At 44.4% G+C, this 25,368-nt stretch carries 33 protein-coding genes and 1 pseudogene; 28 read left to right on the top strand and 6 right to left on the bottom strand.

Annotation, left to right across the window (positions count from 1 at the left end; all coding sequences use genetic code 11):
- Positions 1–2 precede the first annotated feature (2 nt).
- A complete protein-coding gene (locus PO771_RS14380; RefSeq protein ID WP_422665011.1) occupies positions 3–1,322 on the bottom strand; it encodes a BaiN/RdsA family NAD(P)/FAD-dependent oxidoreductase in 1,320 nt (439 codons plus the stop codon).
- A 164-nt stretch (positions 1,323–1,486) separates the two neighbouring features.
- Between PO771_RS14380 and PO771_RS14375 the strand changes: the two genes are divergently transcribed.
- The 11 genes and pseudogenes from PO771_RS14375 (at position 1,487) to PO771_RS14325 (ending at position 10,719) form a co-directional block, all read left to right on the top strand.
- Positions 1,487–2,293, top strand: coding sequence for a DUF169 domain-containing protein (locus PO771_RS14375; protein ID WP_272560377.1), 807 nt, complete (start codon positions 1,487–1,489; stop codon positions 2,291–2,293).
- 409 nt (positions 2,294–2,702) lie between these two features.
- Positions 2,703–3,545 (top strand): SDR family NAD(P)-dependent oxidoreductase, encoded by an 843-nt coding sequence (locus tag PO771_RS14370; RefSeq protein WP_272560376.1) that lies wholly within the window; start codon positions 2,703–2,705, stop codon positions 3,543–3,545.
- 28 nt (positions 3,546–3,573) lie between these two features.
- Positions 3,574–4,758, top strand: a complete 1,185-nt coding sequence (locus PO771_RS14365) for an iron-containing alcohol dehydrogenase (protein WP_272560375.1) — start codon at positions 3,574–3,576, stop codon at positions 4,756–4,758.
- Between the two features lie 3 nt (positions 4,759–4,761).
- Positions 4,762–5,613 carry an acetyl-CoA carboxylase, carboxyltransferase subunit beta gene (gene accD, locus PO771_RS14360; protein WP_272560374.1) on the top strand — a complete coding sequence of 284 codons (852 nt, stop codon included), beginning with the start codon at positions 4,762–4,764 and terminating at the stop codon, positions 5,611–5,613.
- Positions 5,603–6,454, top strand: coding sequence for an acetyl-CoA carboxylase carboxyltransferase subunit alpha (locus PO771_RS14355; protein ID WP_272560373.1), 852 nt, complete (start codon positions 5,603–5,605; stop codon positions 6,452–6,454). The genes accD and PO771_RS14355 overlap by 11 nt, the downstream gene beginning before the upstream one ends.
- A gap of 89 nt (positions 6,455–6,543) precedes the next feature.
- Positions 6,544–6,717, top strand: a complete 174-nt coding sequence (locus PO771_RS14350; protein ID WP_157738036.1) for a hypothetical protein — start codon at positions 6,544–6,546, stop codon at positions 6,715–6,717.
- A 256-nt stretch (positions 6,718–6,973) separates the two neighbouring features.
- Entirely contained in the window at positions 6,974–7,801 is an 828-nt protein-coding gene (locus PO771_RS14345; protein WP_272560372.1) for an electron transfer flavoprotein subunit beta/FixA family protein, read from the top strand.
- 2 nt (positions 7,802–7,803) lie between these two features.
- Positions 7,804–7,947, top strand: a pseudogene (locus PO771_RS14340) (4Fe-4S dicluster domain-containing protein); the annotation flags it as partial.
- 135 nt (positions 7,948–8,082) lie between these two features.
- Positions 8,083–9,135, top strand: coding sequence for an electron transfer flavoprotein subunit alpha/FixB family protein (locus PO771_RS14335; RefSeq protein WP_272563182.1), 1,053 nt, complete (start codon positions 8,083–8,085; stop codon positions 9,133–9,135).
- Positions 9,128–10,423: an FAD-dependent oxidoreductase gene (locus PO771_RS14330; protein ID WP_272560371.1), complete on the top strand. Its 1,296-nt coding sequence runs from the start codon at positions 9,128–9,130 to the stop codon at positions 10,421–10,423. Before PO771_RS14335 ends, PO771_RS14330 begins: the two co-directional genes overlap by 8 nt.
- Entirely contained in the window at positions 10,405–10,719 is a 315-nt protein-coding gene (locus PO771_RS14325; protein ID WP_422664955.1) for a ferredoxin family protein, read from the top strand. The genes PO771_RS14330 and PO771_RS14325 overlap by 19 nt, the downstream gene beginning before the upstream one ends.
- Positions 10,720–10,831: 112 nt before the next feature.
- Here PO771_RS14325 and PO771_RS14320 read toward each other — a convergent pair whose 3' ends face one another.
- Positions 10,832–11,281 (bottom strand): hypothetical protein, encoded by a 450-nt coding sequence (locus PO771_RS14320; RefSeq protein WP_272560369.1) that lies wholly within the window; start codon positions 11,279–11,281, stop codon positions 10,832–10,834.
- 1,030 nt (positions 11,282–12,311) lie between these two features.
- On the opposite strand from PO771_RS14320, the gene PO771_RS14315 reads away from it, so the two are divergent.
- The 9 genes from PO771_RS14315 to PO771_RS14275 all read left to right on the top strand — a co-directional run bounded on the left by PO771_RS14315 (position 12,312) and on the right by PO771_RS14275 (position 15,530).
- The gene (locus PO771_RS14315) at positions 12,312–12,569 is read left to right on the top strand and encodes a DUF2651 family protein (RefSeq protein ID WP_272560368.1); all 258 of its coding nucleotides are present in this window, start codon (positions 12,312–12,314) and stop codon (positions 12,567–12,569) included.
- Between the two features lie 138 nt (positions 12,570–12,707).
- Positions 12,708–13,025, top strand: a complete 318-nt coding sequence (locus PO771_RS14310) for a hypothetical protein (protein WP_272560367.1) — start codon at positions 12,708–12,710, stop codon at positions 13,023–13,025.
- 48 nt (positions 13,026–13,073) lie between these two features.
- Positions 13,074–13,460, top strand: a complete 387-nt coding sequence (locus PO771_RS14305; protein WP_272560366.1) for a hypothetical protein — start codon at positions 13,074–13,076, stop codon at positions 13,458–13,460.
- Positions 13,461–13,538: 78 nt separating this feature from the next.
- Positions 13,539–13,859 carry a hypothetical protein gene (locus PO771_RS14300; protein WP_272560365.1) on the top strand — a complete coding sequence of 107 codons (321 nt, stop codon included), beginning with the start codon at positions 13,539–13,541 and terminating at the stop codon, positions 13,857–13,859.
- A 43-nt stretch (positions 13,860–13,902) separates the two neighbouring features.
- Entirely contained in the window at positions 13,903–14,145 is a 243-nt protein-coding gene (locus PO771_RS14295) for a 3'-5' exonuclease (RefSeq protein WP_272560364.1), read from the top strand.
- Positions 14,146–14,179: 34 nt separating this feature from the next.
- Entirely contained in the window at positions 14,180–14,533 is a 354-nt protein-coding gene (locus tag PO771_RS14290) for a hypothetical protein (protein ID WP_272560363.1), read from the top strand.
- A gap of 42 nt (positions 14,534–14,575) precedes the next feature.
- A complete protein-coding gene (locus PO771_RS14285; protein ID WP_272560362.1) occupies positions 14,576–14,893 on the top strand; it encodes a DUF7957 family protein in 318 nt (105 codons plus the stop codon).
- Positions 14,894–14,955: 62 nt separating this feature from the next.
- Positions 14,956–15,261 carry a hypothetical protein gene (locus PO771_RS14280; protein WP_272560361.1) on the top strand — a complete coding sequence of 102 codons (306 nt, stop codon included), beginning with the start codon at positions 14,956–14,958 and terminating at the stop codon, positions 15,259–15,261.
- A 62-nt stretch (positions 15,262–15,323) separates the two neighbouring features.
- Positions 15,324–15,530 (top strand): hypothetical protein, encoded by a 207-nt coding sequence (locus tag PO771_RS14275; protein WP_272560360.1) that lies wholly within the window; start codon positions 15,324–15,326, stop codon positions 15,528–15,530.
- A gap of 317 nt (positions 15,531–15,847) precedes the next feature.
- On the opposite strand, the gene PO771_RS14270 is transcribed toward PO771_RS14275, so the two are convergent.
- Entirely contained in the window at positions 15,848–16,783 is a 936-nt protein-coding gene (locus PO771_RS14270; protein WP_272560359.1) for a carbon-nitrogen hydrolase family protein, read from the bottom strand.
- A gap of 150 nt (positions 16,784–16,933) precedes the next feature.
- Here PO771_RS14270 and PO771_RS14265 point away from each other — a divergent pair, with 150 nt between their 5' ends.
- The 3 genes from PO771_RS14265 to PO771_RS14255 all read left to right on the top strand — a co-directional run bounded on the left by PO771_RS14265 (position 16,934) and on the right by PO771_RS14255 (position 19,620).
- Positions 16,934–17,677, top strand: a complete 744-nt coding sequence (locus tag PO771_RS14265) for a helix-turn-helix transcriptional regulator (protein ID WP_272560358.1) — start codon at positions 16,934–16,936, stop codon at positions 17,675–17,677.
- 380 nt (positions 17,678–18,057) lie between these two features.
- The gene (locus tag PO771_RS14260) at positions 18,058–19,434 is read left to right on the top strand and encodes a hypothetical protein (protein ID WP_272560357.1); all 1,377 of its coding nucleotides are present in this window, start codon (positions 18,058–18,060) and stop codon (positions 19,432–19,434) included.
- A 63-nt stretch (positions 19,435–19,497) separates the two neighbouring features.
- Positions 19,498–19,620 (top strand): hypothetical protein, encoded by a 123-nt coding sequence (locus PO771_RS14255; protein ID WP_272560356.1) that lies wholly within the window; start codon positions 19,498–19,500, stop codon positions 19,618–19,620.
- A 154-nt stretch (positions 19,621–19,774) separates the two neighbouring features.
- Here the strand turns inward: PO771_RS14255 and PO771_RS14250 are convergent, their stop codons facing one another.
- Both PO771_RS14250 and PO771_RS14245 read right to left on the bottom strand, forming a co-directional pair.
- A complete protein-coding gene (locus PO771_RS14250; RefSeq protein ID WP_422664954.1) occupies positions 19,775–19,972 on the bottom strand; it encodes a DUF378 domain-containing protein in 198 nt (65 codons plus the stop codon).
- A 48-nt stretch (positions 19,973–20,020) separates the two neighbouring features.
- Positions 20,021–20,809: an SDR family NAD(P)-dependent oxidoreductase gene (locus PO771_RS14245; RefSeq protein WP_272560355.1), complete on the bottom strand. Its 789-nt coding sequence runs from the start codon at positions 20,807–20,809 to the stop codon at positions 20,021–20,023.
- Between the two features lie 122 nt (positions 20,810–20,931).
- Between PO771_RS14245 and fabG the strand changes: the two genes are divergently transcribed.
- From fabG to PO771_RS14225, 4 genes are all read left to right on the top strand, one after another.
- On the top strand, positions 20,932–21,672 hold the full coding sequence (gene fabG / locus PO771_RS14240) for a 3-oxoacyl-ACP reductase FabG (protein ID WP_272560354.1): 741 nt from the start codon (positions 20,932–20,934) through the stop codon (positions 21,670–21,672).
- A gap of 83 nt (positions 21,673–21,755) precedes the next feature.
- A complete protein-coding gene (locus PO771_RS14235) occupies positions 21,756–22,946 on the top strand; it encodes a M20 metallopeptidase family protein (protein WP_272560353.1) in 1,191 nt (396 codons plus the stop codon).
- A gap of 123 nt (positions 22,947–23,069) precedes the next feature.
- Entirely contained in the window at positions 23,070–23,288 is a 219-nt protein-coding gene (locus tag PO771_RS14230; protein WP_272560352.1) for a DUF1540 domain-containing protein, read from the top strand.
- A gap of 41 nt (positions 23,289–23,329) precedes the next feature.
- Positions 23,330–23,680: a hypothetical protein gene (locus PO771_RS14225; protein ID WP_272560351.1), complete on the top strand. Its 351-nt coding sequence runs from the start codon at positions 23,330–23,332 to the stop codon at positions 23,678–23,680.
- A gap of 53 nt (positions 23,681–23,733) precedes the next feature.
- Here the strand turns inward: PO771_RS14225 and PO771_RS14220 are convergent, their stop codons facing one another.
- The gene (locus tag PO771_RS14220; protein ID WP_272560350.1) at positions 23,734–23,895 is read right to left on the bottom strand and encodes a hypothetical protein; all 162 of its coding nucleotides are present in this window, start codon (positions 23,893–23,895) and stop codon (positions 23,734–23,736) included.
- Between the two features lie 316 nt (positions 23,896–24,211).
- Between PO771_RS14220 and PO771_RS14215 the strand changes: the two genes are divergently transcribed.
- Entirely contained in the window at positions 24,212–25,366 is a 1,155-nt protein-coding gene (locus tag PO771_RS14215) for a cysteine desulfurase family protein (protein ID WP_272560349.1), read from the top strand.
- Positions 25,367–25,368 lie beyond the last annotated feature (2 nt).

The following is a 25,368-nucleotide window of genomic DNA, read 5'->3' as shown; positions in this document are numbered from 1 at the left end:
CATCAGCGCCCCTTGTCTTTTTGTTTTAGCGGAACAAAGCGATCCTCCACTCCGAGGGACTGATTTGCGGCAGCACAGCCTGCGGCATGTCCTGTTGTAAACGCAACCGTGATGTTATATCCGCCCGTATGTGCGTGCACGTCAAGAACTTCCCCAGCGAAGAAAAGACCTTTCTTGCGTTTGGATTGCATGCTTTTCGGGTCGATTTCCTTGATGCTCACACCTCCTCCAGTGACGGTAGCCTGCTCAAGTGGCAGGGTGCCGGTAACATGTACCGGGAATTGCTTGAATAAACGGGTGAAATCTGTCCAGGCCGCACGATTGATATGAGCGTATGTCGTATCTTCGCTGATGTCAGCCTCTTCGAACATCGTACGCAGCAGACGTTCAGTCACATACGTACGCAGGACATTTTTAACTGTTTTCTTCGGCTCTGCCTGCATGAGAGCCAGTGTTTCCTGTTCGATCTCTGAGATGCTTTTTTCTGGCATTATATCAATTGTTACAGATAATGGGATAGACCCAAACTTGCGCTGTGTAACAGAAACGTAGTGGCTAACCCGAAGTGCTACCGGACCAGAAATGCCGAAGTGAGTGAATAACATGTCGCCTTCTTCGACGCATACCTTTTTTCCTTTTGGATTCCATAACGTAAGCTCAACATTTTGGAGCGAGAGTCCCTGGAGCTTTCCTTCTTTGATATAAGCATTATCTGCTGTGAGTGGAACAGCGGTTGGGAACAGTTCGGTAATGACGTGACCAGCTTTTTCTGCCCAGGGGTACGCATCTCCTGTCGAACCGGTTGCGGGAACAGAAGCACCGCCTGTCGCTACAATGACAGCGCCAGTCCGTATCATCTCGCCAGAACAAAGCTGTATGCCAGTAACGGATTCATCATCGAACAGTAGACACTCGACTGCTTCATTCGTCCGAATGGTAACGCCAAGGCGACGAATCTCGCCGAGCAAAGCATCTACTACGCTTTTGGCTTTATCGCTTGCCGGAAACATCCGACCTCGGTCTTCTTCTTTTAGCGCAATGCCGAGTCCGGTAAAGAACTCGATAATGTGTGTATTGTTAAAATGGGACAATGCGCTGAATAAAAAGCGACCATTACCCGGAATGTTCTTCATCAATTCTTCCAGGGGTTTGGCGTTCGTCACATTGCAGCGTCCACCACCCGAGATCATCAGCTTACGACCTAGTTTGTCTCCTTTATCGATAAGCAGTACACGAGCGTTCTGTGCGGCTGCCGCTGCAGAGGCCATAAGACCAGCTGGCCCGCCTCCAATTACAATTACATCCCAATAAGACACAAGTATCCACCTTCCTTTTCCTCTCTATATTTTGAAGAGAGTAGGGGGGAATTGCAAGAAAGCGGGTAAATAAAGAAATATTCGCAAAAAGAAAGGGTTTTCATTCATTGTATAGAATATTACGAAATATTGCATGATTACTATTTTAATACAGAAAAGAGAGGGAAAGTATGAGCGAAACAATCCAAGCTTCCGGGCAAGAGCAACGTGTTTTATTACACAATGAAATTGAAAAGCATGTCCGTCCTGACACATTTCCGCTGGCGATTCGGGTACTGCGCCCAGGGGAAGAGGTTCCGGCAAAAGCAAAGCGTCCGATGCGTGATCTACACGTACAACTGAGCATCTGTCAAGCTGTTACGATGTCACGTCGCTATGGTTGGGCGATTGCACTAGGTGGAGAAGATGTATCTTGTCCGATTGCAAAAGCTGTTTTTCATTTTGAAGAGCCGCTTGAATTTTATACAAAAGGGAATTTAGCCCACGGGATGTATGCAGAAACACAGGCGTGTGGGGAACTGTCTGAAGCAGCTGTTCCGAAGTTTACGAAAGAAGAGAGTGGCACGATTGTAGTCAGTCCGCTAAACCGTGCAGAGTTTGAACCAGATGTTGTGGTTGTGTATGGAAACTCGGCACAAGTGATGCGAATGGTAGCGGCTTCTCTTTATAAAACAGGTGGAGCGATTACATCCGAGTTCTCAGCACGTGCTGACTGTGCAGAGTTAATTATTCGTACGATGCAGGCGGACAGTGCGCAGGTTATTTTGCCATGCTATGGTGATCGAGTGTTCGGTCAGACATATGATCATGAGATGGCATTTTCATTTCCGTATCGCATGGCAGGCGATGTAATGGAGGGATTTGCGGGTACACATCGAGGTGGTGTGCGTTATCCTATCCCATCGTTCCTGCACTATCAGGCTAAATATCCAGCCACATACGAAAAATTAAATGATATGTGGAAAGAACAAGAGTAACACAAAAGAAGGCAGCGAATTTATCGCTCGCCTTTTTTTGTTTTTTCTGAATTTTTCATTGACGTTTTTTGATTTCGGTATTATTATATAACACAAGGGAGTTATCATTCATCTGTATTAATACAAAAGTGGAGGGATTTTTATGAATCAGACTAAAAAGAGAACATGTTTGGAATTCGCTGTACTACCAGCAGGTACAGCACAGAAGAAGCTGAAACAGCGTATCCACACATCGCTGATCACTCGTAAATAAAAGATACAGACCAATTGTGTCTGTGTCTTTTTTTTGTTTTCCACTATAAAAAAATTTTCTGAATTTTTTGTTGACAGACAAGTTTTGCCTGATTATTATATAACACAAGAGAGATTAAACAATCTGTATCAATACAATTCAAAAGGAGAGGTTAACATGACGAACAGCACGGCTCAAAACCAGACAACGACAAGCACACAGCCAGCAGTAAACGGGGGACGGAAACTGCAAGATAAAGTTACAGTAATAACAGGCGGCAATGGCGGCCTTGGCCGTGCGATTGCGCTGTCTTACATTGCAGAAGGCGCAAAAGTTGTTCTTGCCGCTCGTAATGAAGAAACCATGGCCAAAGTTCACAAAGAAATCGAAGAACTGGGCGCAGACGTATTGAGCGTTGCGACAGATGTAGCTAGTGAAAGTGACTGCAAAAATCTGTTTGAAAAAACAATCGAGCGTTTTGGTCGCGTCGACATTCTCGTCAATAATGCAGGCATCTCCGGTCCAACAGGATCTGTTGCAGAACTGTCGCTCGAAGACTGGAATACGACGCTGAATATTGATATTACAGGCGCATTCCTTTGCACGAAAGAAGCAGCGAAACTGATGATTCCGCAGAACTCAGGCAATATCATCAATGTATCCTCGATCTTTGGCAAGCGCGCGTACCCGTATCGTTCTCCGTATGCGGTAGCGAAGTGGGGTATGATCGGCTTTACACAGAGTGTGGCGGCGGAGCTTGGCAAACACAACATTCGTGTCAATTGCATTTGCCCGGGCCCGGTACAGGGACCACGCATTGAGCGTGTATGGCAGAAACGTGCAGAAATTCGCAATGTGCCGTGGGAAGTGATTCAGGATAAAATGCTTCGGATGGCGGCGCTTCGCCGTATTCCGACAGAAGATGAAGTTGGCAAGGTGGCTCTGTTCCTCGCATGCGATGATTCCGCAAGTATGACGGGGCAGTCCCTGAATGTATCATGCGGAACAGAAATGAGATAACAACAAACACGAAAAGGTGGGCACACATATGTCGATTCATCAGTTTTTATCGCCGGAAGTTATTGTAACAGGTGCCGGCTCGCTTCAAAAAACAGGAGAATATGCGCTGCGCTACGGCATGCATGCGCTCATTATAACGGATCGCATTCTTGCTGATCTGGGCATGACCAAACCGCTTGAAAAAGTATTGAAAAAAGCTGGGATTAAATTTTCGATCTTCTCTGATATTTCTGGCGAACCAACGTTGAGTGAAGTCAATCGTGGGCTTGCGCTCTGTGAAGAGGTAAACTGTGAAGTGCTTATAGCGATCGGGGGCGGTAGCGCTATTGATACAGCCAAAGCCATCTCGCTGATGTATAACAACCAGCCTCCAATGGCTCAATACATGGGCATGGAAAAAGTACCAGCTCCAGGTCTGCCGATCGTTGCGATTCCGACAACAGCTGGAACCGGATCGGAAGTAACACGTGTAACAGTAATTGCAGATGAGGAAACGGATGTCAAAATGATGATCGCAAGCCGCTTCCTCGTTCCGCGTGTGGCCATTCTTGATCCAGAGCTTACAGTAAGCTGTCCGAAAGGGGTAACAGCCGGGACCGGGGTAGATGCGTTGACGCATGCAATTGAAGCGTACATCTCGCGCAAACAGCAGCCGCTGGCCGATTCGATGGCACTGTCAGCCATCCGCCGCATCTATCCGAATTTAGAGCGTGCTTGGCTGAATGGTAAAAATATAGAAGCCCGGGAAGAAGTACTGATTGGTGCCATGGAAGCAGGTCTTGCGTTTAGCAACGCATCCGTAGCACTTGTACATGGCATGTCGCGCCCGATCGGTGCCTTGTTCCATGTGCCGCACGGGATTTCGAATGCGATTCTACTTCCAAGTGTTATGCGGTATTCTATGCCTGCAGCGATATCACGGTTTGCTGATATTGCCCGCGCTATGGGGGCGGATACAACCGGCATGTCCGATGAAGAAGCGGCAGAGTTAGCTGTAGAAATGGCGGAGCAGTTATGCGCAGCCCTTCAATTGCCGACGCTTAAGCAGCTGAATATTGATCCGGAAAAGTTTATGGAAGCTGCGCCTAAAATGGCACATGACGCACTTGAAAGCGGGAGTCCAGGTAACAATCCGCGCTTGGCGACAGCTGACGAAATTGTTCAACTATATAAGGAGTTAGTCGAAAAATCATACGTTTCCGAGGGGGCATGACGAATGCAGTCTACAACTCCCCACTTTCGGTTTCATAAGCTTGCGGAGGTCACTACACGACCTCCGCAGGTTATCGTCTGTCCGACCTGTCACAAGCTGTACCAGAAATCACGGCTTGTAGAGGAAGTGTATACATGTGAATGCGGCTTTCAATTCCGGCTAACAGCTAAAAACCGCATTAAAACATTGCTCGACCCGGGCAGTTTTATCGAGTGGGATGCAGGGATCACAAGTAAGAATCCGCTTGATTTCAAAGGCTATGATGATAAGCTGCAAAAGGCAATGCTTACAAGTGGGGTGAAGGAAGGGGTTATTACCGGGATCGGTACATTGCGCGGTCAGCGTGTAGTCGTAGCGGTAATGGAGCCGCTGTTTATGATGGGGAGTATGGGTTCGTCGATCGGAGAGAAAATCACGCGTGCAATTGAAGGGGCAACTAGAGAGCAGGTACCTATTTTCATTTTTTCTGCTTCAGGAGGTGCCCGCATGCAGGAAGGTGTATTGTCGCTTATGCAGATGGCCAAAACGAGTGCAGCTCTACAGCGACACAGTACGGCAGGACTTCTCTACATCTCGATTCTTACACATCCGACGACTGGCGGTGTAACCGCGAGCTACGCGATGCTTGGTGATATTATCTTGTCTGAGCCGGGGGCGCTCATTGGCTTTGCCGGGCGGCGCGTCATTGAACAGACGATCAAACAAAAGTTACCGGATGGCTTCCAGAGCGCTGAATTTTTGCTTGAGCATGGTATGCTTGATGCAATCGTACCACGTAAGCAGATGCGTGAGACGCTTGCCCGCTTTGTGGCCTTGCACCGGAAACAGAAGGAATGGAAAGCGTATGGAAGTTGAGAAACCAACCAGCTATCCGCCTGTCAGCATCACGCCCCGCTCGGCTGGAGAACGAGTAAAGCTATCGCGCCATCCCGAGCGACCGCTGACAAGCGATTATATTACGTACTTGTTCCCTGACTTTATCGAACTCAAGGGGGATCGTTTGTACGGGAATGATGCCTCGCTCATTGCTGGACTTGCTACATTTCAAGGGCTGCCGGTAACGATTATCGGGCATGAGAAAGGTCGGGGAACGCGCGATAAAATTATGCGCAACTTCGGGATGTCACAGCCGGAAGGGTACCGAAAGGCACTGCGCCTGATGAAGCAGGCCGAAAAGTTTGGTCGTCCGATCATTACGTTTATTGATACACCGGGAGCGTATCCGGGACTTGAAGCGGAAGAGCGAGGGGTTGCGGAGGCGATTGCTCGTAATCTGCTGGAGATGGCCGGACTTCGGACGATTGTCCTTAGTGTCGTCATTGGGGAAGGGGGCAGTGGTGGCGCGCTTGGAATCGGTGTAAGTGACCGACTGTTTATGCTAGAGAATGCATACTACTCGGTGATCACCCCGGAAGGCTGCGCGTCGATTCTTTGGAAAGATGCCAGCAAGTGGGAAGAGGCAGCGGCCTCGCTCAAGATTACGGCAGATGAACTGCTTCGACTAGGGGTAATCGATGAGATTTTTCCGGAACCACTAGAGGGAGCACATACGGATTTGGAGCAGACTGTATACTATGCCGGGCGCCGTCTTGCTTACCATCTCGACATCCTGCTGCAAAAAAGTATGGACGAAATCCTAGAAGAGCGGTATGCCAGATTGCGTCGTCTAGGGGAGTATAATATTTTGGCGGAATAGTCAAAAAGAAAAGGTTTTCTTCTGGTGATTATTGGGTGGTATAATAAGAGATACAAGTTCCACACAACAATCATTTAGGAGGGAGCTTTATGGAAAGATATTTAAAGATGCTAGCCGGGCGTCACGGTCATGAGGCACATCGGTTTGTCGTTGAACTGATTCGTCAGATTACATTTGATGCTAGCCTTTCTCCGAAGGAACGTACAGATGAAATTAAGAAAATATACTGGGCGCTGGATGAACACAGCACGGTTCAGAAATAAAGACAGGTTTTATACCTGTCTTTATTTTTTTATAAAGAAGGAAATTTCAGGAGATGAAGCGAATACACATTCATAGGCGGTGTAAAAGGCAGCGATGTGCATTTGGTTATCAACATCGTAAAAACTAGGAATATAGTTTTTAATATCTGAATATTCTGTATAAATATTCTGTATTTGCTTGCCTTTTGCAGCTTCAGTCAGTCAGCGACGACATACTTCCTTGTGAATTCATATTCCGCAGAAGGAGGAGTCACTTATGCACATTCTGGTCTGTGTCAAGCAGGTGCCAGACACAAAAATCATCAAAATCGATCCGAAAACGAACACGCTCGACCGACGAGGGGTACCGGCGATTCTGAATCCGTATGATACACATGCGGTGGAAGAAGCGGTACGTCTGCGTGCACGCTATGGCGGAAAAGTATCTGTTTTATCGATGGGTCCACCGCAGGCTGTAGCGGCCATTAAGAAATGTGTCGAGATTGGTGTTGATGCAGGGTACCTGATTTCAGACCGCGCATTTGCCGGAGCTGATACGCTTGCGACAAGCTATGCGCTGTCTCGTGCCATTAACCGAATTACAAAAGAGGAGCCGATCGATCTTGTCATCTGCGGCAAAATGGCTATCGATGGAGACACAGGTCAGGTAGGGCCGGGCATTGCCCGCCGTCTTGGCATTCCTCCGCTGACAGGAATCAAAAAAGTAGTAGAAATTAATGAAAAATCCCGGCAGATGACTGTCCACCGTAAGATTGAAGATGGTCATGAGGTGTTACAGTCCTCTCTTCCGTGTCTTTTAACTGTAGAGAAGGATATTAATGAAGTGCCATATTCTCCGCTCCCGAATATGATTCGAGCTGCTCGTTTTGAACCGATTGTCTGGACCGTGAACGATCTCGAAGATGTAGATCGGGGACAGCTCGGTCTGAAGGGATCGCCGACCATTGTAGGTAAAATGTTCAGCCCTCCGAAGCCTGAAGGCGGCAAGCGGCTTGAAGGAAATGCAGACCAGCAGGTGAACCAGCTAGTTGATATATTGTTGACGGAGAAACGTGAATTGCTCGTACAAGGAGGGGGGCGATAAACATGGCAGTTTCCATTTCCGCCGCTTGTATTTCATGCGGCACATGTGTAGATACATGCCCGGTAAGTGCGCTTTACCTTGGACCGGACAAATGCGAGGTTGATACTGCAAAATGCGAGGAATGCCAGGATTGTATTTCAGTATGTCCGACTGAGGCGATTAGTCTGCCGAATCCGGTGAAAGCGAAGAAAGCTGATCCAGCTCCTGCTGTAGAGGAGAAAAAATCGGAGGCAGCTCCTGCTGCAGCGGCTGAATCATCTTCGGCAGCACCGGCAGCAGAAGTGAAGCCTGCGACGCAGGAGCGGACTGACAAGTTTGCTGATCATGAAGGCGTATGGGTGTACATTGATCATATGGATGGCGAGATTGCTGGGGTATCTCTTGAGCTTCTTGGAGCAGGCCGTCGTCTTGCTGATAAGATGAATGCGCCCCTTGCAGGTTTTCTGCTTGGACATCATGTGGAGTCGCTAGCCCAGACATGCTTTGAATATGGGGCCGATATTGTGTATGTGATTGATGATCCGTTGCTTGTCAACTATCGCTCCGAGACATATATGAAAGGCACAGTTGATTTGTGCAACAAGTATAAACCAGAAATGATTCTATATGGTGCGACCCCGAATGGTAAAGATCTGTCGAGCGCAGTAGCCACTGAGCTTGCGACTGGACTGACAGCGGACTGCACGATGTTGGATGTGAATGCTGAGCAGCGATTGCTCGAAGCGAGCCGTCCGGCATTTGGCGGAAACATTATGGCAACCATTCTTTGTAAAAATCATCGTCCGCAGATGGCAACTGTGCGCTCTAAAGTGATGAAGGCGCTCGAGCGACAGGTAGGTCGTACCGGGCGAATCGTTCATGAGCCGCTCGGTATGCATGAGAAAGATTTGCAGACGCGTGTACTTGAGATTGTCCGTGAGACGAGCCAGCGCGTTAAGCTGGATGAAGCACATATTATTGTTGCAGGCGGTAAGGGACTTGGTGATGCGAAAGGATTCCAGCTCTGCTATGACCTTGCAGAAGTAATCAATGCGAGCGTGGGAGCGACCCGTGATGCGGTAGAAGCAGGCTGGATCGACCACCATTACCAGATCGGTCAGACAGGTGTAACGGTAACGCCAAAAATTTATTTTGCGATTGCGATTTCCGGGGCTGTGCAGCATATTGTAGGCATGCAGAACTCGGAATTTATCATTGCGATTAATAAGGACCCGAATGCAGCCATTCACAATGTTGCGACCTACAGCATTGTCGGTGACGCATTCGAAGTAGTGCCAAAGCTGATCGAAGCATTCAAAAAAGCAGTCAAAGGCGGTGAAAAAGTTCATGTCTGAGAAATTTGATGCGATTGTTGTAGGAGCTGGTCCAGCCGGTACTTCAGCCGCTTATGTGATGGCTAAAGCCGGATTGAACGTATTGCTTATTGAGCGCGGGGAGTATCCAGGTTCGAAAAACGTAATGGGAGGCGTATTGTATCGCCACCAGATGGACGAGATCATTCCTGGCTTCTATAAAGAAGCACCGCTCGAACGCCCGATTGTAGAGCAGCGCTTCTGGATGATGGGAGAAGAATCCGTTTTTACAAGCGGCTACAAGGGACTTGAGTGGAGCAAAGAGCCGTATAACAATTTTACGGTACTGCGTGCCAAGTTTGACCAGTGGTATGCGAACAAGGCGGTTGAAGCAGGAGCATTGCTCATTAATGAAACGGTTGTAACCGAATGCATTGTCGAAGACGGACGCGTCATCGGTGTACGCACGGATCGTCCGGATGGAGATGTGTATGCAGACGTCGTTGTCATAGCGGATGGCGTGAATTCGCTGCTCGGCAAGTCACTTGGTTTCCATAAGGAATTTAAGCCAAGTGATGTAGCACTTGCTGTTATGGAAGTAATTGATCTACCGGCTGAGAAAATTGAAGATCGATTTAATCTGGAACCGAATCAGGGGACAACGATTGAGATTTTTGGCGATGCGACGAAAGGAATTCTCGGCACTGGCTTTATTTATACGAATAAAGAAAGTATCAATATCGGTGTAGGGGCTACACTCTCAGGCATGATTAAGCACCGCCTTCGTCCGTATGACTTGCTTGATTATTTGAAAAGTCATCCAATTGTTCGTCCGCTTATTCGCGGTGGTGAGCCAGCAGAATACGCGGCTCATCTCATACCGGAGGGCGGCTATAACGCCATGCCAAAAATTGTTGGCAATGGTGTTGTGCTGGTCGGAGATGCAGGACAGATGGTAAACGGCATTCACCGTGAAGGCAGTAACATGGCAATGACGGCCGGACGACTGGCAGCGGAGACGATCATTCTGGCGAAACAAGCGAATGATTTCTCTGAGAATATGCTCGATACGTATCGGGTTCGTCTGCTTGATAGCTTTGTCGGACGTGATTTGAAGAAATACAAGGATGCAACGCATACGTTTGAGACGCATCCACAATATTTTAATGACTACATTCCGATGATTAACAAGGCAGCAAGTCAGTTCTTTACGATTGATGGGATGCCGAAGAAGGATAAGCAGCAGAAGATTTTCCGCAGTTTGACAGAAGGCAAAAGCAAACTGGGGATGGTGCAAGATATTTATCGTGCATGGAAGGTGATGAGATAATGAGTCTGGTACCACGTACGAACACACTGGAAGAAAAGCAGTATTTGCTGCGCTACCGTGCTGACAGCCAGTCGCATTTGCATGTGCTCGATAATGATGTATGTGCGACAAGCTGCCCGGATAAGCTGTGCACATTGTTCTGTCCGGGTGAGGTGTATAAATGGGAAGGGAAGCGGATGTCGGTTGGATATGAAGGCTGTCATGAGTGTGGTTCCTGCCGGATTGGCTGCCCATATGAAAATATTAAATGGGAGTATCCAAAAGGCGGACATGGGATTGTGTTTAGGTTGGCGTAGAAGAGAAAGATGATGTTTTAAAGTCATACCATTTTTGTTAAAAAACTCGACCTAATTCAATGGATGTGACCACCTGTGTGACCAAAAAAGAGGGCTGATTAAGCCCTCTTTTTTATTCTCTTGTTTCTACACCAGTAATAAGTAATTTCCATTTACCATTTTCTTTGATTACAGGTAAGTCTAAAGATTGCGGTTTTCCACTACCTTTTCTAATCATTTTCAACGAGACAATCATATTCTTATCGTCAACCTTTTTTATACCTGTTACTTTTATCTTTTCAAAGGGGTCATTTTGAAACATCTGTTTATATTCTCTTTTTTGTTCTTCTATTGAATGAAACCGAGTATCTTTTACCCACTTTATCATTTCGTTAACATCTTGCTTTTCAGCAGCTTGGATATAATTTGTAACTGCATTTTTAGCTTTTTGTAACTCGCTAGTAGCTACTTGTGACTTAACGGACTTAATACTAGATGCTTCAGATGATGGAGTATACCATAGAGTGGAAGCAACTACGGCTAAAGAAGTAACTCCTAGTACTAGATACTTAAAAGATTTCATCTCGTTACCCCCCCTAATATTTTTTGATTAATTTACAATAAAATACCTTAAAATACTTTTTGTTACAAGGTATAAAATCACTTTTTAAGAGAATATATTTTTATGATTTGAACTTCTTTTTGATATGTGATGATTAGGATGTGACATTCACTTAGCTAGCAGTAGAGACAAATAAACTTGCAGGGGTTCCGAACACCCGTCCCTGAAATCAACTCAAAAATTCCAACTGATTAAATTCCCTGAAAATAGTATAATTGTGATTAGGTTAAAGTATTGGTTTATTGTGTAAGGTGGTGTGTAGATGTTCAGAAAGAAGTGGCTATTATTTCTTTTCTTTCTTATTCCATTCACTTTTATAGGTATGTCCGTTGATTTCTATTGGGGGTCGGGAATTGGTTATTTTATTGTGTTGTGTGCATTTATAATAATAACCTTTTTTCAATCATCTATTAGAAATATGTTACTTTTAAATTTCCTATCATTTTTAAGTTCATTCGTATTTAATAGGTTCTTGCTTCAAGGTACAAAATCTTACTTTAAACCTTTTACATCAGAAACGTTAGTAGTTGTTGAATCATGTCTTTGGTTGATTCCCCAGCTCCTGATTTTTTGTATCAAAACGGTGAAGCAAAATGGATAGATGATAATTTTATTCGAGATGGGGCAGCTACATGTATATTGTTATTGATTTTCACCAACACCAACAGGTTATGAAGTGTCCGTCCAAAGTCGGCAGAAAAATAAACAAGTTAAGAGACGAGTTCCTGTCTTGGTTATATGACCGAAGCATTGACCATCCATACTGGGTTTGTGAAGATAGCGAGAATTATGGGCTTTGCTATGATGCGGATGCTTTGATTTATTGGCTAAACAACTACAGATTTAAGAAGAGAAGAACGGTAGCGAAATTTGTAGGACAGCCTGATGTTTCGCCAAGAAAGACAATTTTCTTTTAGTTGTGGATAGTACATAGTTTGCAAGGTAAATCTTTATTTGAAGTTGTTTTTGAGATAGATGGAGGGATTTTGTTTTGATTTATCATTTTATTGAAGTTAATCCTTTTTTTTTTGTACTAATAATTTGTCCAGTTCTTTCTTTAGTTTTGGGGGCAGCGTTTGCTTTATTGCGCTTAGATAAAAAAATTGCATTGCTACTTGCTTTCTTGCTTCCTCTTCTTTCTACTACAGTTAATTGGGCAACTTTTAAAGCTAATATTGATGCATGGCTTTTATGGGGAAGTATTTATATGATATTTGCCTATGTAAGTGGATGGGTTATAAGGAAATGACTTATCTAGACATAACCAACAATTATAGATAGTACATAGTTCTCTAAGATAAATCTTTATAGGAAACTGTGTACTGTTTCTGGTTCAGTTGGTGTAAATGAGCAATGGAACCACGATTTTATGGAGGTATTATAACCTATGGATATACAATCCTTATTAAAAGAACCATGGGTATCCGTTAAAGAGCAATCTGCATTAAGCCTAAATGATGAATTGAAACGAGAGATAAACCAGTACCACCCATTAGCATGTAAGTTGCTTAATGCTATTGCTCGAAGTGAGTCGTGTGATGATGTTTTATACCAAGATAAAGAAAACCATCTTTATTATCTTGTGCATTTAACTTGGGCTAAGGAACAGAGTAGTCAATATCCTGTCTTCAAGATTTTCTTTGAGTTAGAGGATTTTATTAAGTATTGCAATGAAACATTTCAATTCAATGAGGATTTTGAGTAAAAGAGCAATTATGTTTAGAGTGACTTGCTTTGGAAGGGGATTGTACAAATGAAAGACCCATGGAATCCAACACATGAGGAAATAATAGAATGGGCTTATGATAAAGATTCATTATGTGAACAGGATTGGGATTTAGCAATTACAGACATGGAAAATGCAGATGTATTATTATCATTAGCAAGTGATTCGTCTTGCCCCAGTCAAAGTTTTTTTCTCAATTGCATATATTTGTTAGTCGGGGATGCTATACGTTCCAAAAAAAGTGTAAATGAAATTATTGAATTGCTTAATAGAGCAGAGAAAATTAATGAACCTCATATTAGAAAATGGATTGAACGCTCTAAGGTACTTATAGAAAAACCAGAAACATTCAACTACGAATTATGGTGTGATGGAGGTTTTGCTTATAGAATTGATAATCAAGCAAGAGACTAGAACTACGTATAGTACACAGTTTTCTATAAAGTATTATGTTAGGAAAGTATGTACTATCTTTTATGAAGGAGGTTAGTAATGGAGGGAAAGTGTTATTCTATTTGGATTGAAGCAGAACAATGGGCAGAAGGTGAATGGAATATATACGATGGTAACACTGATGTAATTGTTACATATCAAGATGGTTCTAGGTGGATAGCATCGTTTTTTACATATAGAAATATACAAACGCTTACCGAAAAGAATAGAAATACAGGTGAGTGTCTGCGAGGGGGATATTTTTGGGCTAGTGATATGGTGCTTGTAGACGAATGCAGTCGTAATCGTATTGAGGAAATAGTCAATCATCTAATTGAAGAGAAAGAGTTTGAACTCATTTTTAATAAGTGTGATGATTAGTAAATGAATGGAAGAATGATTTTATTGAGTAGGGGAAATAAAGATGGAACTGTTTAAGGGGAAAGTAGTATGTCCAAGATGTGATGGTAATGGGCTTATTTATAAAGCGAAAATTAGAGAGTTAGATATAAATGTATTTTTATGTGATGAATGTGAAGCTATGTGGCAAGAACACAGTATAATCACCTTAAATTCTTTTCAAGACTTTAGCACATTCTTAGATGGAAATGGTCTTTCTTATAATGATGTGCAACTCTTTGATTTAGAATATGAATGGTATAAATAGAAGCACGATTTTATTATGAATAGAGGTGTTTTTAATGTCTCTTATCCCCTTAAGGATTCCAATGGGCTATGCTGTCTGCTATAACAAATTTTCCGATGTAGAGCCAGTCCCATGCAAAGACAGTGATGGATTAATTGATAACTGGGGGTATTTCACTGAGGATATTTTACAGATAGTAAAGATGCAGATTAAAGATGGTGAATGGGTAATACCAAAGGAAAATAAAGTGATACTTGATTTAGGATGGTATCCAGATTCAAGCTTATATGGTCACTACAAATTAGTTCTGGTTAATGAACATTGGGAAGTTATTAGGGAGAAATATTCAAATAATAGATTTGAGATAAGGGATACCCTAGAGGATTGGATGAATAATCCTTTTGTATAAGTGGTTGAGAATAGAAGAGCAATTTTATCAAGGGAGATAATAATGCAAGAAAGATACGAGTGCATTATAGAAGATATTATTGATTTTGGAAATGTACTAATAGTTCGCTTATGGAATAGTAACAGCCATCCAAATGGGACAGATATGTCAAAACAACCTATTAACAATCTTTACGCAATTAGTAAGAAGGGTGAAATTTTATGGAATATCAAAGACTGTATTCATGAAGGTCGTAGTAGCATCTGTGTTGTTCATTGTCGTCGTGATGAAAATAGCCTAGTGATAAATACCTTTATGAGTACGCAATATGTAATGAATCCACTCAGTGGACAGATTATTGGTAAAACATTTACAAAGTAATCATATGCATAGATATTAAATAAAACATGGATTTTATCATTACGGACAGGGTAGATGATAATGTGAAATTTACATATGAACCTACAAGTATTGGTTGGACAGATGTTGAGATTGAGATTAATGGGCAACAAAAATTTTATTCTGTGAGTTATCTTTCTGAACCACTTATTGACCTAACTGATGGGTTAATACAACTTATTCCAGAACTAATTCCACCAGATGAAGTCAAAAAAGAAATATCATTTGAGTGGCATCTTGAACCAAGTGGTATTGCCTGGAATATGAAGAATTTAGATGGAGAAAAATTAGGGATAAAGATTATTTATTATGAAGATATATACCATAGGGATATTGGTACTCTAAAGTAGAATTAGATACTGTGTGTAATTTGAGTAATTTTCTAGACGAACTTATAAAGTGTATGGAAAATATGCTGAAAAAGTATGGGATTGTAGGTTATAAAAGCACTTGGTATCGCTTTGATTTTCCTCTTAGTAACTTCTTAAAATTGAAACATTACATATCTTTTAAAAAGAACTGTCCCACTAGAGAAACAGTTGAAGGTGGATATAAGGAAATCACAACAAGTGATTTAGAGCAGGAGATTAAAATGCTTACTTTATTATTAAATGAGTAATCTAAATAAAGGAGAAATTCTATCTATAAGAAAGCCCTATCGTATATAAGGTGGTCACGAATTTTTATTTTTGTTATTATAAACCTAAATTTTTCCTCTGTATGCCAATCTGCATCATTCTATCATACGTGTTTTGTTCCGGAAATACTCTAGCAAGCATTGTGGAAGTGGTTAAATGAAATATAACTTTTATCTAACAATAAAGGGTTGAAACCCTTACAGAGTGTAGAGAAACAAGGAGTTTCTTCACACGCTGAAGAGGACGTTAACGCCCTCTTTTTGTTCATCCAAACTAATTTATTCTCTTGTGAATCTTTTTATGTGGCAGTATATTTCCGGATATCTGCGGGCGTTTTTGCATACGGTGTTTTCAACGATTGGTAAACGGGTGCTTTCACAAGGTCTCCAGTATACATTTCGTCCACCTCGATCCCTGATTCCTTAAAGCCCTTAAGCATTTTAAGAAAACCGAACATCCCCATTGAGCCGTTCTCCCTGACGCGCCTTACTTCATCCAGATTCAAATAGACAATCGTAAATGATTCGGAATCTCCAAGCTCCTCAATGATCCTTCCTTCAGGGTCGACTGCAACTGAATGCCCCATGCCAATCGGATTGGGGTGATTAATGCTGACAACATAGCACTGATTCTCAATAGCGCGGGTAATGGCAATCGGCAGGTTATTTCGTGTTCCACCAATCCAGTCCCCCTGCAAGGTAGGCTTGATGATTACCTCCGCTCCCTTGAGTGCAAGATTGCGGGCCGCTTCGGGGTAGTGGCCATCGGCGCAGATCATGAATCCGACCTTTCCGATATTAGGGATTTCATAGACCGGAAAGTCGTTGCCCGGTGTCGATTGCTCCAATGGATAGGGAATGAACACTTTCCGGTATTTCATCACGATTTCTCCATCAGGAGAGATTAGGATCGCTGTATTATAGGCTTCGTTTTCCTGCTCTGCTTTTTCAAAGAAAGAGCCAGGGGCAAGCCACTTGCGGTGCTGCCTTGCTTTTTCACAAAGCAGATCGGTCAACGGCCCAGGGATTGTCTCAGCCATCTGGAGCCAGTTTATTGGATCCAAGCCGTTTAGATACAGTTCAGGAAAAGCGATCAGATCTACTGCAGGATTCATCCAGGAGATGGTATCGATATAGTAGACCAGCTTCTCATAATTTTCACGCTTCCGTACCTCCAGATCAGGATTTGTGCTAGGAGATGCGATTTGGACCAAAGCCAGATTCAGATAGCTCATAAACTCACTCCTTGTTAAGCGATTTGATAGCTCTATTATCGAAAATGTGCGACTTCTGTACAATTACCCGATTGGGCCATATTTGGGCGGAAAAAATATGATATAATTTCCCGAAAAGCAGGAGACTGATTCGAAAGGAAGTGGCATTTATTGAAAGCGCTACCAAAAGAGGATTATCAAAAAGTGCTGGCTTTTATGGATGAAATGACGGAATCCAAGCAGGATTTTCGCAATCAGACTCTGCACGCCTTCGAAAAATGGTTTGGCTATCACCAGTCCAATTTCTGGCTGTGCAATGAACAAACCGATCCCGTTAATCCTGTGATGCGAAATATAGATCGCCATGCGATGAATCAATACCTCGCCTCCTGCTATCATCTGGATATCACGCTTCCGCGCAAAGTAAGCCGCCGCTTGGCTAAACGGCAGGTCCTGAGAATCCATGATATTCTGTCACCGCAAGCATACGAACAGAGCGACTATTACAATGATTTCATGTTACGGTACGGCTACTACCATCAGATGGTGGCCTATCTCTCAAATGGTAAACAAATGTTTGGAAGTATAGCATTCATACGTTCCAAAAAGGAGCAACCGTTTCACACTCGCGATGTGATGTGTCTGGAGATTCTCTCCCGTTTTTTGTCGCAGCGATTGGAACAGTACCTTGCCGCTCAGAATGAGAGCCTTGCGCCGCAAAGTGAACATGGATTGACCTCCAGGGAAAAAGAGGTGCTGGAGTTGGTGCAGAAAGGGTATGGCAATGAAGCGATTGCTGCTCAGCTGTTTATCAGCGTCAATACGTTAAAAAAACATTTGCAAAGTATATACCGAAAGTTTGATGTCACAAACAGGACCAGTCTCTGTTATAAGATTCATACCGACGTGAAGTGAGTGTGCCAGTCCGTCCAACATCTTTAAAATTAATTTACTAAATATTAATTGTATTCAGATAAAAAATAGACATTTCCTTGTTATACTGAGCACGTGTCATAAAAGAAAAAGGCAGGTGCAAAAATGAATCTAATGAATTTTGAGTTTAAAATCACTGATTTGTATGTACTTTTTGGTGCCTTGTTGACAACGTTCCTTGTGTATTCAATCCCTATTTTTTGGTATCAATACATCAATCATTAGATCAAACATAACCGGTACGTAGAAGTACTCTGATCGAGTGCTTCTTTTTATTTTGTTATGCAAAGTAAAGCCCGGTGCCCAAATGATAACTCGATGCATACGGTAAAGTACAAATTGCACCATAAGGGGGCAGCTGTATGCATTGGGATGCGGCACATATGATTTATGCAGCGGGGGCAGTTACCGTTATTGCAGCGATGTTGTTTCGCAAAGGCGTTATCATTCCATCTATTTTGACGACATTTTTGCTCGGATGGGCGTATAAAGGCGGCTTTAGTGAAGGGATGCTGGCGGGTGCGGCGGCCGTATATAACGCGAATATTATGGCGGCGAAAGAGTTATTCAGCATTGTTTTGCTTATTGCATTCATGGTTGGGATGCTAAATGCGTTAAAAGAAATCGGGGCCGATCGCAAAATGATTACGCCAGTACAGGGCATTATCGTCAATGGTCATGCGGCGTACTGGATTTTGTTTGCGGTTACAGCGGTATTATCGACCGCTTTTTGGCCAACACCGGCAATTCCGCTGGTGGCTGCCGTGCTTCTTCCAGCTGCTCTCCGTGCCGGATTACCACCCATGGGAGCGGCGATTGCGATTACGCTGGCCGGGCAGGGAATGGCGCTGGCGGCAGATGCGCTCATGCAGGTGGCTCCTGCTTTGTCGGCGAAAGCGGCCGGGGCACCGGAACTTGTATCAGCGATCTGGCTTAAATCGATTGTGCTCACGTTAATCGTTGGTGTGGTCGCAGGTGTGCTATCTTATTTTACAATCTGGAAAACCATAAAAAAGCCTGTGCTGCTTTCTCATCGTGAAGAAAGAGTGAGCGATACCGAGGCGCATCCGTATGCGGGGTGGTTTGCGATATTGACCGTGCTTTTGTTTGTGCTCGATGTAGTTGGCATGATTGTTTTTAATATTAAAGGTGGAGATGCGGGCGCGATTATCGGTGGGACGGCTGCACTGATTATGATTGCAGCTGTAGGTGTGAAACATAAAGGAAATGCATTTGAAGCGGTAGGGGAGCGATTGTCAGAAGGGTTTGTATTTGCGATCAAAATTATGGGTGCCATTATTCCAATTGCGGCGTTCTTCTTTCTTGGGGATCAGCAACATTCGATTATGGTGCTTGGAGATGGGGCACCTGGTTTTTTGTTTGATATTGTAGACAGCATGAAAGCATATATTCCACAAAATGAATGGATTGCCGCATTCAGCGTGCTTCTGATCGGCTTGATCTGCGGCATTGATGGCTCCGGGTTTGCAGGTCTGCCGATTACAGGGGCGCTAGCAGGTGCATTATCATACGGAAATGGTATCGATACGTCCATGCTGGCAGCGGTTGGACAGATGGGGTCGATCTGGTCAGGTGGTGGAACGATTGTAGCCTGGTCATCGCTTATTGCGGTCGCGGCTTTTGTAGGTGTTTCTCCTTTGGAGCTGGCACGTCGTAATTTTATCCCGGTTATATCGGGGTTAGTCGTTGCGACAGTGTGTGCTGTTCTGATCTGGTAGCACGGTAGAAAGTGTGAATCGGTGTCAAAACGGGTAAGATAAGTGATAAGAGGAGGGAGTGAAATGTTAAATTTATCAGCGATTTTATATTTGGTGTTAATGACCGTATTGCTTATAGGTGCTATTGTTTTATTTCCCCTGTATAAGAAAATTCTCGGAAGGAAGAAGAGAAAAGGTGCTAAATAGCTGAATCGTCCAAAGGAAGCGAAGGACGAATAAAAGAGTAACAGTCAAAAGACACACTCGGTTAATGTGTGTCTTTTGATTATTACAGGAGAAGAAGCTGGCGTGCAATAAGGGAGAAAAAAAGCGCCGGAGTTCCGGCGCTTTGGCGTATGGGCTAGGAAGCGGTATTACGTTCGCGGAATAGCAGGCTGATGGAGTACAGACCCGCTAGACCAATGAGGAAATATACAGTACGGCTCAGGAAGGAACCTCCGCCATTGAACAGAGCTGCCACTAGATCCCATTGAAACAGGCCAACAAGCAGCCAGTTCACTGCCCCGATAATAACCAAAATAAGAGCAACACGATCCATACCATTCAACTCCTTTCTGTATCTGTACATGTAGTATGTCCGTGTGTATTATTTCCGATTCAAAAACGGACCGAGCAATCGTTCAAACAAACGGGGAAATACATGGTGGAGCACAACGCCGACTCGCATATAACGGGGCAAAGTAACTTCTGCCTGTCCGGTGGTAGCTGCCATTAAAATCCCTTTAGCAACGGTTTCTGGATCGATCATAAATTTTTCGACATTCCGACGGTAATTACCACTTGTATCCGCCCGCTCAAAAAATGGGGTACGTACTGGACCAGGATTCACTGCAGATACGTATACACCGAATGGTTTTACTTCTGCTCGAACGCTGTGTGTGTAGCCGATGACGGCGAATTTGCTGGCAGAATATGCACTTGAATTCGGGGTGGCCAGCTTTCCAGCGACGGAAGCAACATTAATGATGTTTCCCTGCCCTCGTGCCTTCATATGAGGCAAAATGGCTCTTGTACAGCGAACAACCCCGAGATAATTCACATCCACCATTCCGACGATATCGTCCATTTGCGCAGTAAGTACGCTGTCAAATACCCCGTACCCAGCGTTATTCACCCAAACATCAACGTTTTTATATCGCTCGATAATCCGGGCGACTACATCTTGAATCTGATTTTCATCGGTCACATCACAAACATAGTATGAGACATCCGGCTGTAGAGACTGGATGCGGTTTGCTAATGAGGCAAGGGCATCTTCGGAACGGGCGAGTAATATCGGGATGGCCCCATGCTGTGCTGCAAGTAGAGCTGTCATTTGGCCGATGCCGCTTGAAGCTCCTGTAATTACAATAATTTTTCCGTGCCATGTATTCATAATGCATTAAGCTCCTTTGCAGGTAAGTGTAAATATTCACTACTGGATTTTTGTCAGTAGGTGTCACATTTTATAGGTGGGCGAATACATTATACAAGAACAGTGGAGGAGGAGGGAACTGCATGGAATTCCAAAACCAGGCAGCCGTCATTACAGGAGGAGCGAGCGGACTTGGACTTGAGGCGGCACGTATACTGTGTGAGCGCGGTGCACATGTCATTGTAGCAGATATTAATGAAGCGCAGGGAACAGAAGCAGTAGCGGAGCTGCGAGAAGCAGGCGGTAGAGCGGATTTTGTCCAGGTGAATGTTGGAGATGAAACGTCGGTGCAGCAAATGGCAGCGAACGTGCAGAAGCTGGCCGGACGCCTTGATGTGCTGATTAACAATGCTGGCATTACACGTGATGGAATGGTGCATAAGCTAACAAAAGAGAAATGGGATCAGGTCATTAACATTAATCTGACTGGTGTATATTTATGCACGCAGGCAGCGATTCCGCTTATGCTTGCAAACGGTTACGGACGCATCATCAGTACTTCTTCAGTCGTCGGGTTATACGGCAACATCGGGCAAACGAATTACGCAGCGACTAAGGCAGGTGTAATCGGACTGACCAAAACATGGGCGAAAGAATTAGGACATAAAGGCATTACTGTAAATGCTGTCGCACCTGGCTTTATTCGCACACCGATGCTGGATGCCGTTCCAGAGAAAGTTCTTGAAATGATGCGTGAAAAAGTGCCTGTTAAACGCTTAGGCGAAGCGGAAGATATCGCACGTGCCTATACATTCCTCGCCTCCCCGTTTTCCTCATACATTAATGGAGCGGTATTGTCTGTAGACGGTGGTCTTGTGTTATAAAAATTCATAATGATGTGCCCTATATGCTTTTCAAGTCGGCCTCCATCCACTACTATTAAAGAAAATGGATGGAGGTTTTTCTTATGACAGAGACAATAAAAGATGTACAGGCTCGGATTGAGAAAGTAGTAAATGAACATAAAGAATGGATTACAGAGGTACGTCGTTATCTTCACCGCTACCCGGAATTGTCGCATCAGGAATCGAAAACAGTGGTATATATCCGGGAGCAGCTTGAGAGCATGGGACTTACGACAAGCACATATACGGGCAAAGATGTGATTGCCTACATTGATGGCAATCGCCCCGGTAAAACCGTGGCATTGCGGGCGGACATTGACGCCCTTCCGATTGAGGAGGAGACAGGACTCCCCTTTGCTTCACAGACACCAGGCGTGATGCATGCGTGTGGCCATGATGGACATACGGCGATTTTACTTGGAGCAGCCAAAGCGCTTGTTGCACTGGAAGGTGATTTTGCGGGTCGCATTAAGCTTGTGTTTCAACATGCGGAAGAAGTGGTGCCAGGTGGGGCACGCGAGCTTGTAGAAGCGGGAGTACTTGCAGACGTAGATGCGATTTTTGGGCTTCATCTCTGGCAAAATGTAGACAGCGGTCGGATGGAGGCATGTCCAGGTCCGATTATGGCGGGATCCGATTCGTTTACGATTCGTATTCAAGGAGTTGGGGGGCATGGCTCGATGCCGCATCTGACGACGGACCCGATCGTGATCGCGGCACATCTTGTCACACAATTGCAGACGGTTGTAAGTCGTTCGCTAAATCCGCTCTATCCGGCTGTCATTAGTGTCGGGCAGATACACGCAGGCGATACGTATAACATTATTCCGGACACCGCGATGATTCAGGGAACAGTTCGCTACTTTCATCCGGATGTTCAGGAGCAGATTCCAGGTTTGATTGAACGAGTGATGAACGGGGCCTGTGCGTCATTCGGAGCGTCCGCATCGTTTGAATATGTAAAAGGTGATCCGTCTGTCGTTAATGACCCGGAGATGAATGCGATTGTCGAACAGGTTGGGCATGCGGTGATGGGAGCGGATAAAGTGGACACAGCAGTGCCAAGTATGGCAGGAGAGGACTTCTCTTATTATTTACAGCAAGTTCCGGGTGCTTATTTTTTCCTGGGTATTCGCAATGAAGAAGCAGCATACAGCCACCATCATCCACGCTTTACAATTGATGAGGCGATGCTTGCAGTAGGAAGTAAACTGTTGGCTGGAATAGGCATCACCTGTGCGAACAGGAGCTAAACAGATTGGGAATAACATGAGCGCATGCTGAGCTAGACGGCGACACACTCTATGTACGAGGAGATGGGGCTTACTTGTGTTTGTCTTATCTTTTCAGGGGGTATTATAGAGGAGGGATTGCGCATGCCACAGGGCGTTAAATGCAGCGTATCAAATTGTGACTTCTGGAAGCAAGGGAATAGCTGTGCGGCTAGTGCGATTATGGTCGATACTGATCAGAACGCACGAGTGAATTATACGGAAGAATTCGGTGATATTGGGGTTTCTACCGATCGCAAGGAACTCGCAAGTACCTCAAGCGGGACATGTTGTCATACGTTTAGACCGAAAAGTGGCTTGTAACGTGATCTACATGATCCTGAGCTGAAATGAGGGATAAACCGGTGGCGAAGCACCGAAAACGACGTAACAACGTTATTCCTTTTCGTTATCCATACCGGGAAGAAATTGCTGGTGAGATAACACCACGTTTGTACGGATCAGAGCGTGAATTCGAATCAAGGACACATACGGAATCAAATGAAGCGCAGCGGGAAGGTGGAACTCTGCCGGGGACACTCGGGTTGATTCTGGCGCTGTTAGCTTTTCTAATGATGCCGTTTGTGCTTGGCATCTCGGCATTTGTGCTCGGATATGTGGCAGTACGTCGGGGATCAGCGGGACTGGGGCGGTGGACAATGGGGCTGTCTGCTGTTGCAGTGGTGCTGACATTTTTGCTTAGGCCATTTTACTAAAAAGAGCAAAAACAGGCGACATCCTTGAGTAAGGGTGTCGCCTATTCCTCATACTAGCGAAGAAATTTATTGTATGCTTCTGTCAAAAATTGATCAGATTCGAGCGGTTCAAATCCGTTTGCCGGAGCGGCTTGCATCGCATGTAACTCTCGTTGCAAGCGAGCGATTTCCTCTTCCATTTGTTTCAGTTTTTTTACTTCCACCATCACTGTCATTTGTACTCTCTCCTTTTGTTATAATATTCTGACAAAAATAAGTATAGCGAGCAGCCGCTCAATTTGCGGCATAGCTACATGTATGTTTATAATTGATTGAAAATTATAATAACAGTTGCACTTTGTATTGTAAATAGTAATTTACGATGTAATCGTTTTCAATTATGGCGGAATTTTTTTCAATTATACAATCGAGTCGAATTTGCTTTGTGACTTCCTATAGCGAGAAATTATGGTATGATAAAGGGTGAAATTTTTTCTGAAACACTCCGGCTATACTAAGGTAAGAAAAGCTGGCCATAAAGAAGGAGAAGCAATGATTTATTTTGATAACAGTGCCACAACGAAGCCGCATCCGGATGTCGTTCGTACGTTTGCTGATGTGGCGAGCGGTTTTTTTGGCAATCCGTCCTCTTTGCATGATCTTGGCGGGAAGGCAGCTCAGTTGTTAGAGCAGGCTCGCAAAGTAGCAGCCGACTGTCTAAGTGTACAGCCAGGTGAAATTGTTTTTACATCGGGAGGTACCGAGAGTAATAATACAGCGCTTAAGGGCATTGCCTGGCAGTATCGTGGGCGTGGCAAGCATATTATTACAAGTCAAGTTGAGCATGCGTCTGTGTATGAAGCATGTCGACAGCTTGAAGAGATGGGATACAGTATTACGTATGTGCCGATAGATGGTAAGGGGCGTGTGCATGTCGAGGATATAAAGCGAGCGCTGCGTGACGATACGATTCTCGTATCCATTATGCATGTAAACAGTGAGCTTGGAACTGTACAACCCATTGAGGAGATTGGCAAGCTGCTGGCGGATTATCCAAAAGTGATCTTTCATGTGGATGCGGTCCAGAGCTTCGGTAAGCTAGCGCTTAAGCCGGGACAATGGGGCATAGATTTGTTGTCATTATCCGCGCATAAGTTTCATGGGTTACGTGGCTGTGGGCTATTGTATATTCGACGTGGGCTTACGTTGTCACCACTTGTGATCGGAGGCGGTCAGGAAGGTGGAGTCCGCTCCGGTACAGAAAATGTGCCGGGGATTGTAGCGATGGCGAAAGCGATGCGTATGCAGCACGATAAAATAGACGCTCACGCCAATCATATGAGAAAGCTGCGCCAGCGCTTGATTGATGGGTTGACGCCGCTTACGTACTGTACGGTGAATGGTCCAGGGCGTGATGACACATGTGCAGCACCGCACATTGTGAATTTTTCGTTTCCGGGTGTAAAGGCAGAAGTCGTGCTGCATGCGCTTGAGAAGCATGAGATATATGTGTCAACACGCTCGGCTTGCTCGTCGAAGCAGAATAAGCCCTCTCGTGTCTTGATTGCGGCAGGGATTGAAGAAGAACGTGCGAAGAGTGCGCTTCGCGTTAGCTTCTGTGCAGATAATACGGAAGCAGAAGTCGACTATTTTCTAAAAATAGTCGAAGATGTCGTACCAAATTTAGCGAAAATTATGAGGGTATAAAG

Source organism: Aneurinibacillus uraniidurans (assembly GCF_028471905.1).
Lineage (GTDB): Bacteria > Bacillota > Bacilli > Aneurinibacillales > Aneurinibacillaceae > Aneurinibacillus > Aneurinibacillus uraniidurans.
This window is presented reverse-complemented; position numbering and strand designations above follow the sequence as displayed.

Coding starts and splice junctions, on each gene's coding strand:
- PO771_RS14215 (WP_272560349.1), top strand. CDS start 24,212: ATGATTTATTTTGATAACAGTGCCACAACGAAGCCGCATCCGGATGTC.
- PO771_RS14285 (WP_272560362.1), top strand. CDS start 14,576: ATGCAAGAAAGATACGAGTGCATTATAGAAGATATTATTGATTTTGGA.
- PO771_RS14355 (WP_272560373.1), top strand. CDS start 5,603: ATGGAAGTTGAGAAACCAACCAGCTATCCGCCTGTCAGCATCACGCCC.
- PO771_RS14375 (WP_272560377.1), top strand. CDS start 1,487: ATGAGCGAAACAATCCAAGCTTCCGGGCAAGAGCAACGTGTTTTATTA.
- accD (WP_272560374.1), top strand. CDS start 4,762: ATGCAGTCTACAACTCCCCACTTTCGGTTTCATAAGCTTGCGGAGGTC.
- PO771_RS14260 (WP_272560357.1), top strand. CDS start 18,058: ATGCATTGGGATGCGGCACATATGATTTATGCAGCGGGGGCAGTTACC.
- PO771_RS14365 (WP_272560375.1), top strand. CDS start 3,574: ATGTCGATTCATCAGTTTTTATCGCCGGAAGTTATTGTAACAGGTGCC.
- PO771_RS14320 (WP_272560369.1), bottom strand. CDS start 11,281: ATGAAATCTTTTAAGTATCTAGTACTAGGAGTTACTTCTTTAGCCGTA.
- fabG (WP_272560354.1), top strand. CDS start 20,932: ATGGAATTCCAAAACCAGGCAGCCGTCATTACAGGAGGAGCGAGCGGA.
- PO771_RS14250 (WP_422664954.1), bottom strand. CDS start 19,972: ATGGATCGTGTTGCTCTTATTTTGGTTATTATCGGGGCAGTGAACTGG.
- PO771_RS14330 (WP_272560371.1), top strand. CDS start 9,128: ATGTCTGAGAAATTTGATGCGATTGTTGTAGGAGCTGGTCCAGCCGGT.
- PO771_RS14310 (WP_272560367.1), top strand. CDS start 12,708: ATGGATATACAATCCTTATTAAAAGAACCATGGGTATCCGTTAAAGAG.
- PO771_RS14230 (WP_272560352.1), top strand. CDS start 23,070: ATGCCACAGGGCGTTAAATGCAGCGTATCAAATTGTGACTTCTGGAAG.
- PO771_RS14245 (WP_272560355.1), bottom strand. CDS start 20,809: ATGAATACATGGCACGGAAAAATTATTGTAATTACAGGAGCTTCAAGC.
- PO771_RS14235 (WP_272560353.1), top strand. CDS start 21,756: ATGACAGAGACAATAAAAGATGTACAGGCTCGGATTGAGAAAGTAGTA.
- PO771_RS14290 (WP_272560363.1), top strand. CDS start 14,180: ATGTCTCTTATCCCCTTAAGGATTCCAATGGGCTATGCTGTCTGCTAT.
- PO771_RS14345 (WP_272560372.1), top strand. CDS start 6,974: ATGCACATTCTGGTCTGTGTCAAGCAGGTGCCAGACACAAAAATCATC.
- PO771_RS14350 (WP_157738036.1), top strand. CDS start 6,544: ATGGAAAGATATTTAAAGATGCTAGCCGGGCGTCACGGTCATGAGGCA.
- PO771_RS14255 (WP_272560356.1), top strand. CDS start 19,498: ATGTTAAATTTATCAGCGATTTTATATTTGGTGTTAATGACCGTATTG.
- PO771_RS14325 (WP_422664955.1), top strand. CDS start 10,405: ATGGAAGGTGATGAGATAATGAGTCTGGTACCACGTACGAACACACTG.
- PO771_RS14370 (WP_272560376.1), top strand. CDS start 2,703: ATGACGAACAGCACGGCTCAAAACCAGACAACGACAAGCACACAGCCA.
- PO771_RS14275 (WP_272560360.1), top strand. CDS start 15,324: ATGCTGAAAAAGTATGGGATTGTAGGTTATAAAAGCACTTGGTATCGC.
- PO771_RS14270 (WP_272560359.1), bottom strand. CDS start 16,783: ATGAGCTATCTGAATCTGGCTTTGGTCCAAATCGCATCTCCTAGCACA.
- PO771_RS14305 (WP_272560366.1), top strand. CDS start 13,074: ATGAAAGACCCATGGAATCCAACACATGAGGAAATAATAGAATGGGCT.
- PO771_RS14220 (WP_272560350.1), bottom strand. CDS start 23,895: ATGACAGTGATGGTGGAAGTAAAAAAACTGAAACAAATGGAAGAGGAA.
- PO771_RS14300 (WP_272560365.1), top strand. CDS start 13,539: ATGGAGGGAAAGTGTTATTCTATTTGGATTGAAGCAGAACAATGGGCA.
- PO771_RS14295 (WP_272560364.1), top strand. CDS start 13,903: ATGGAACTGTTTAAGGGGAAAGTAGTATGTCCAAGATGTGATGGTAAT.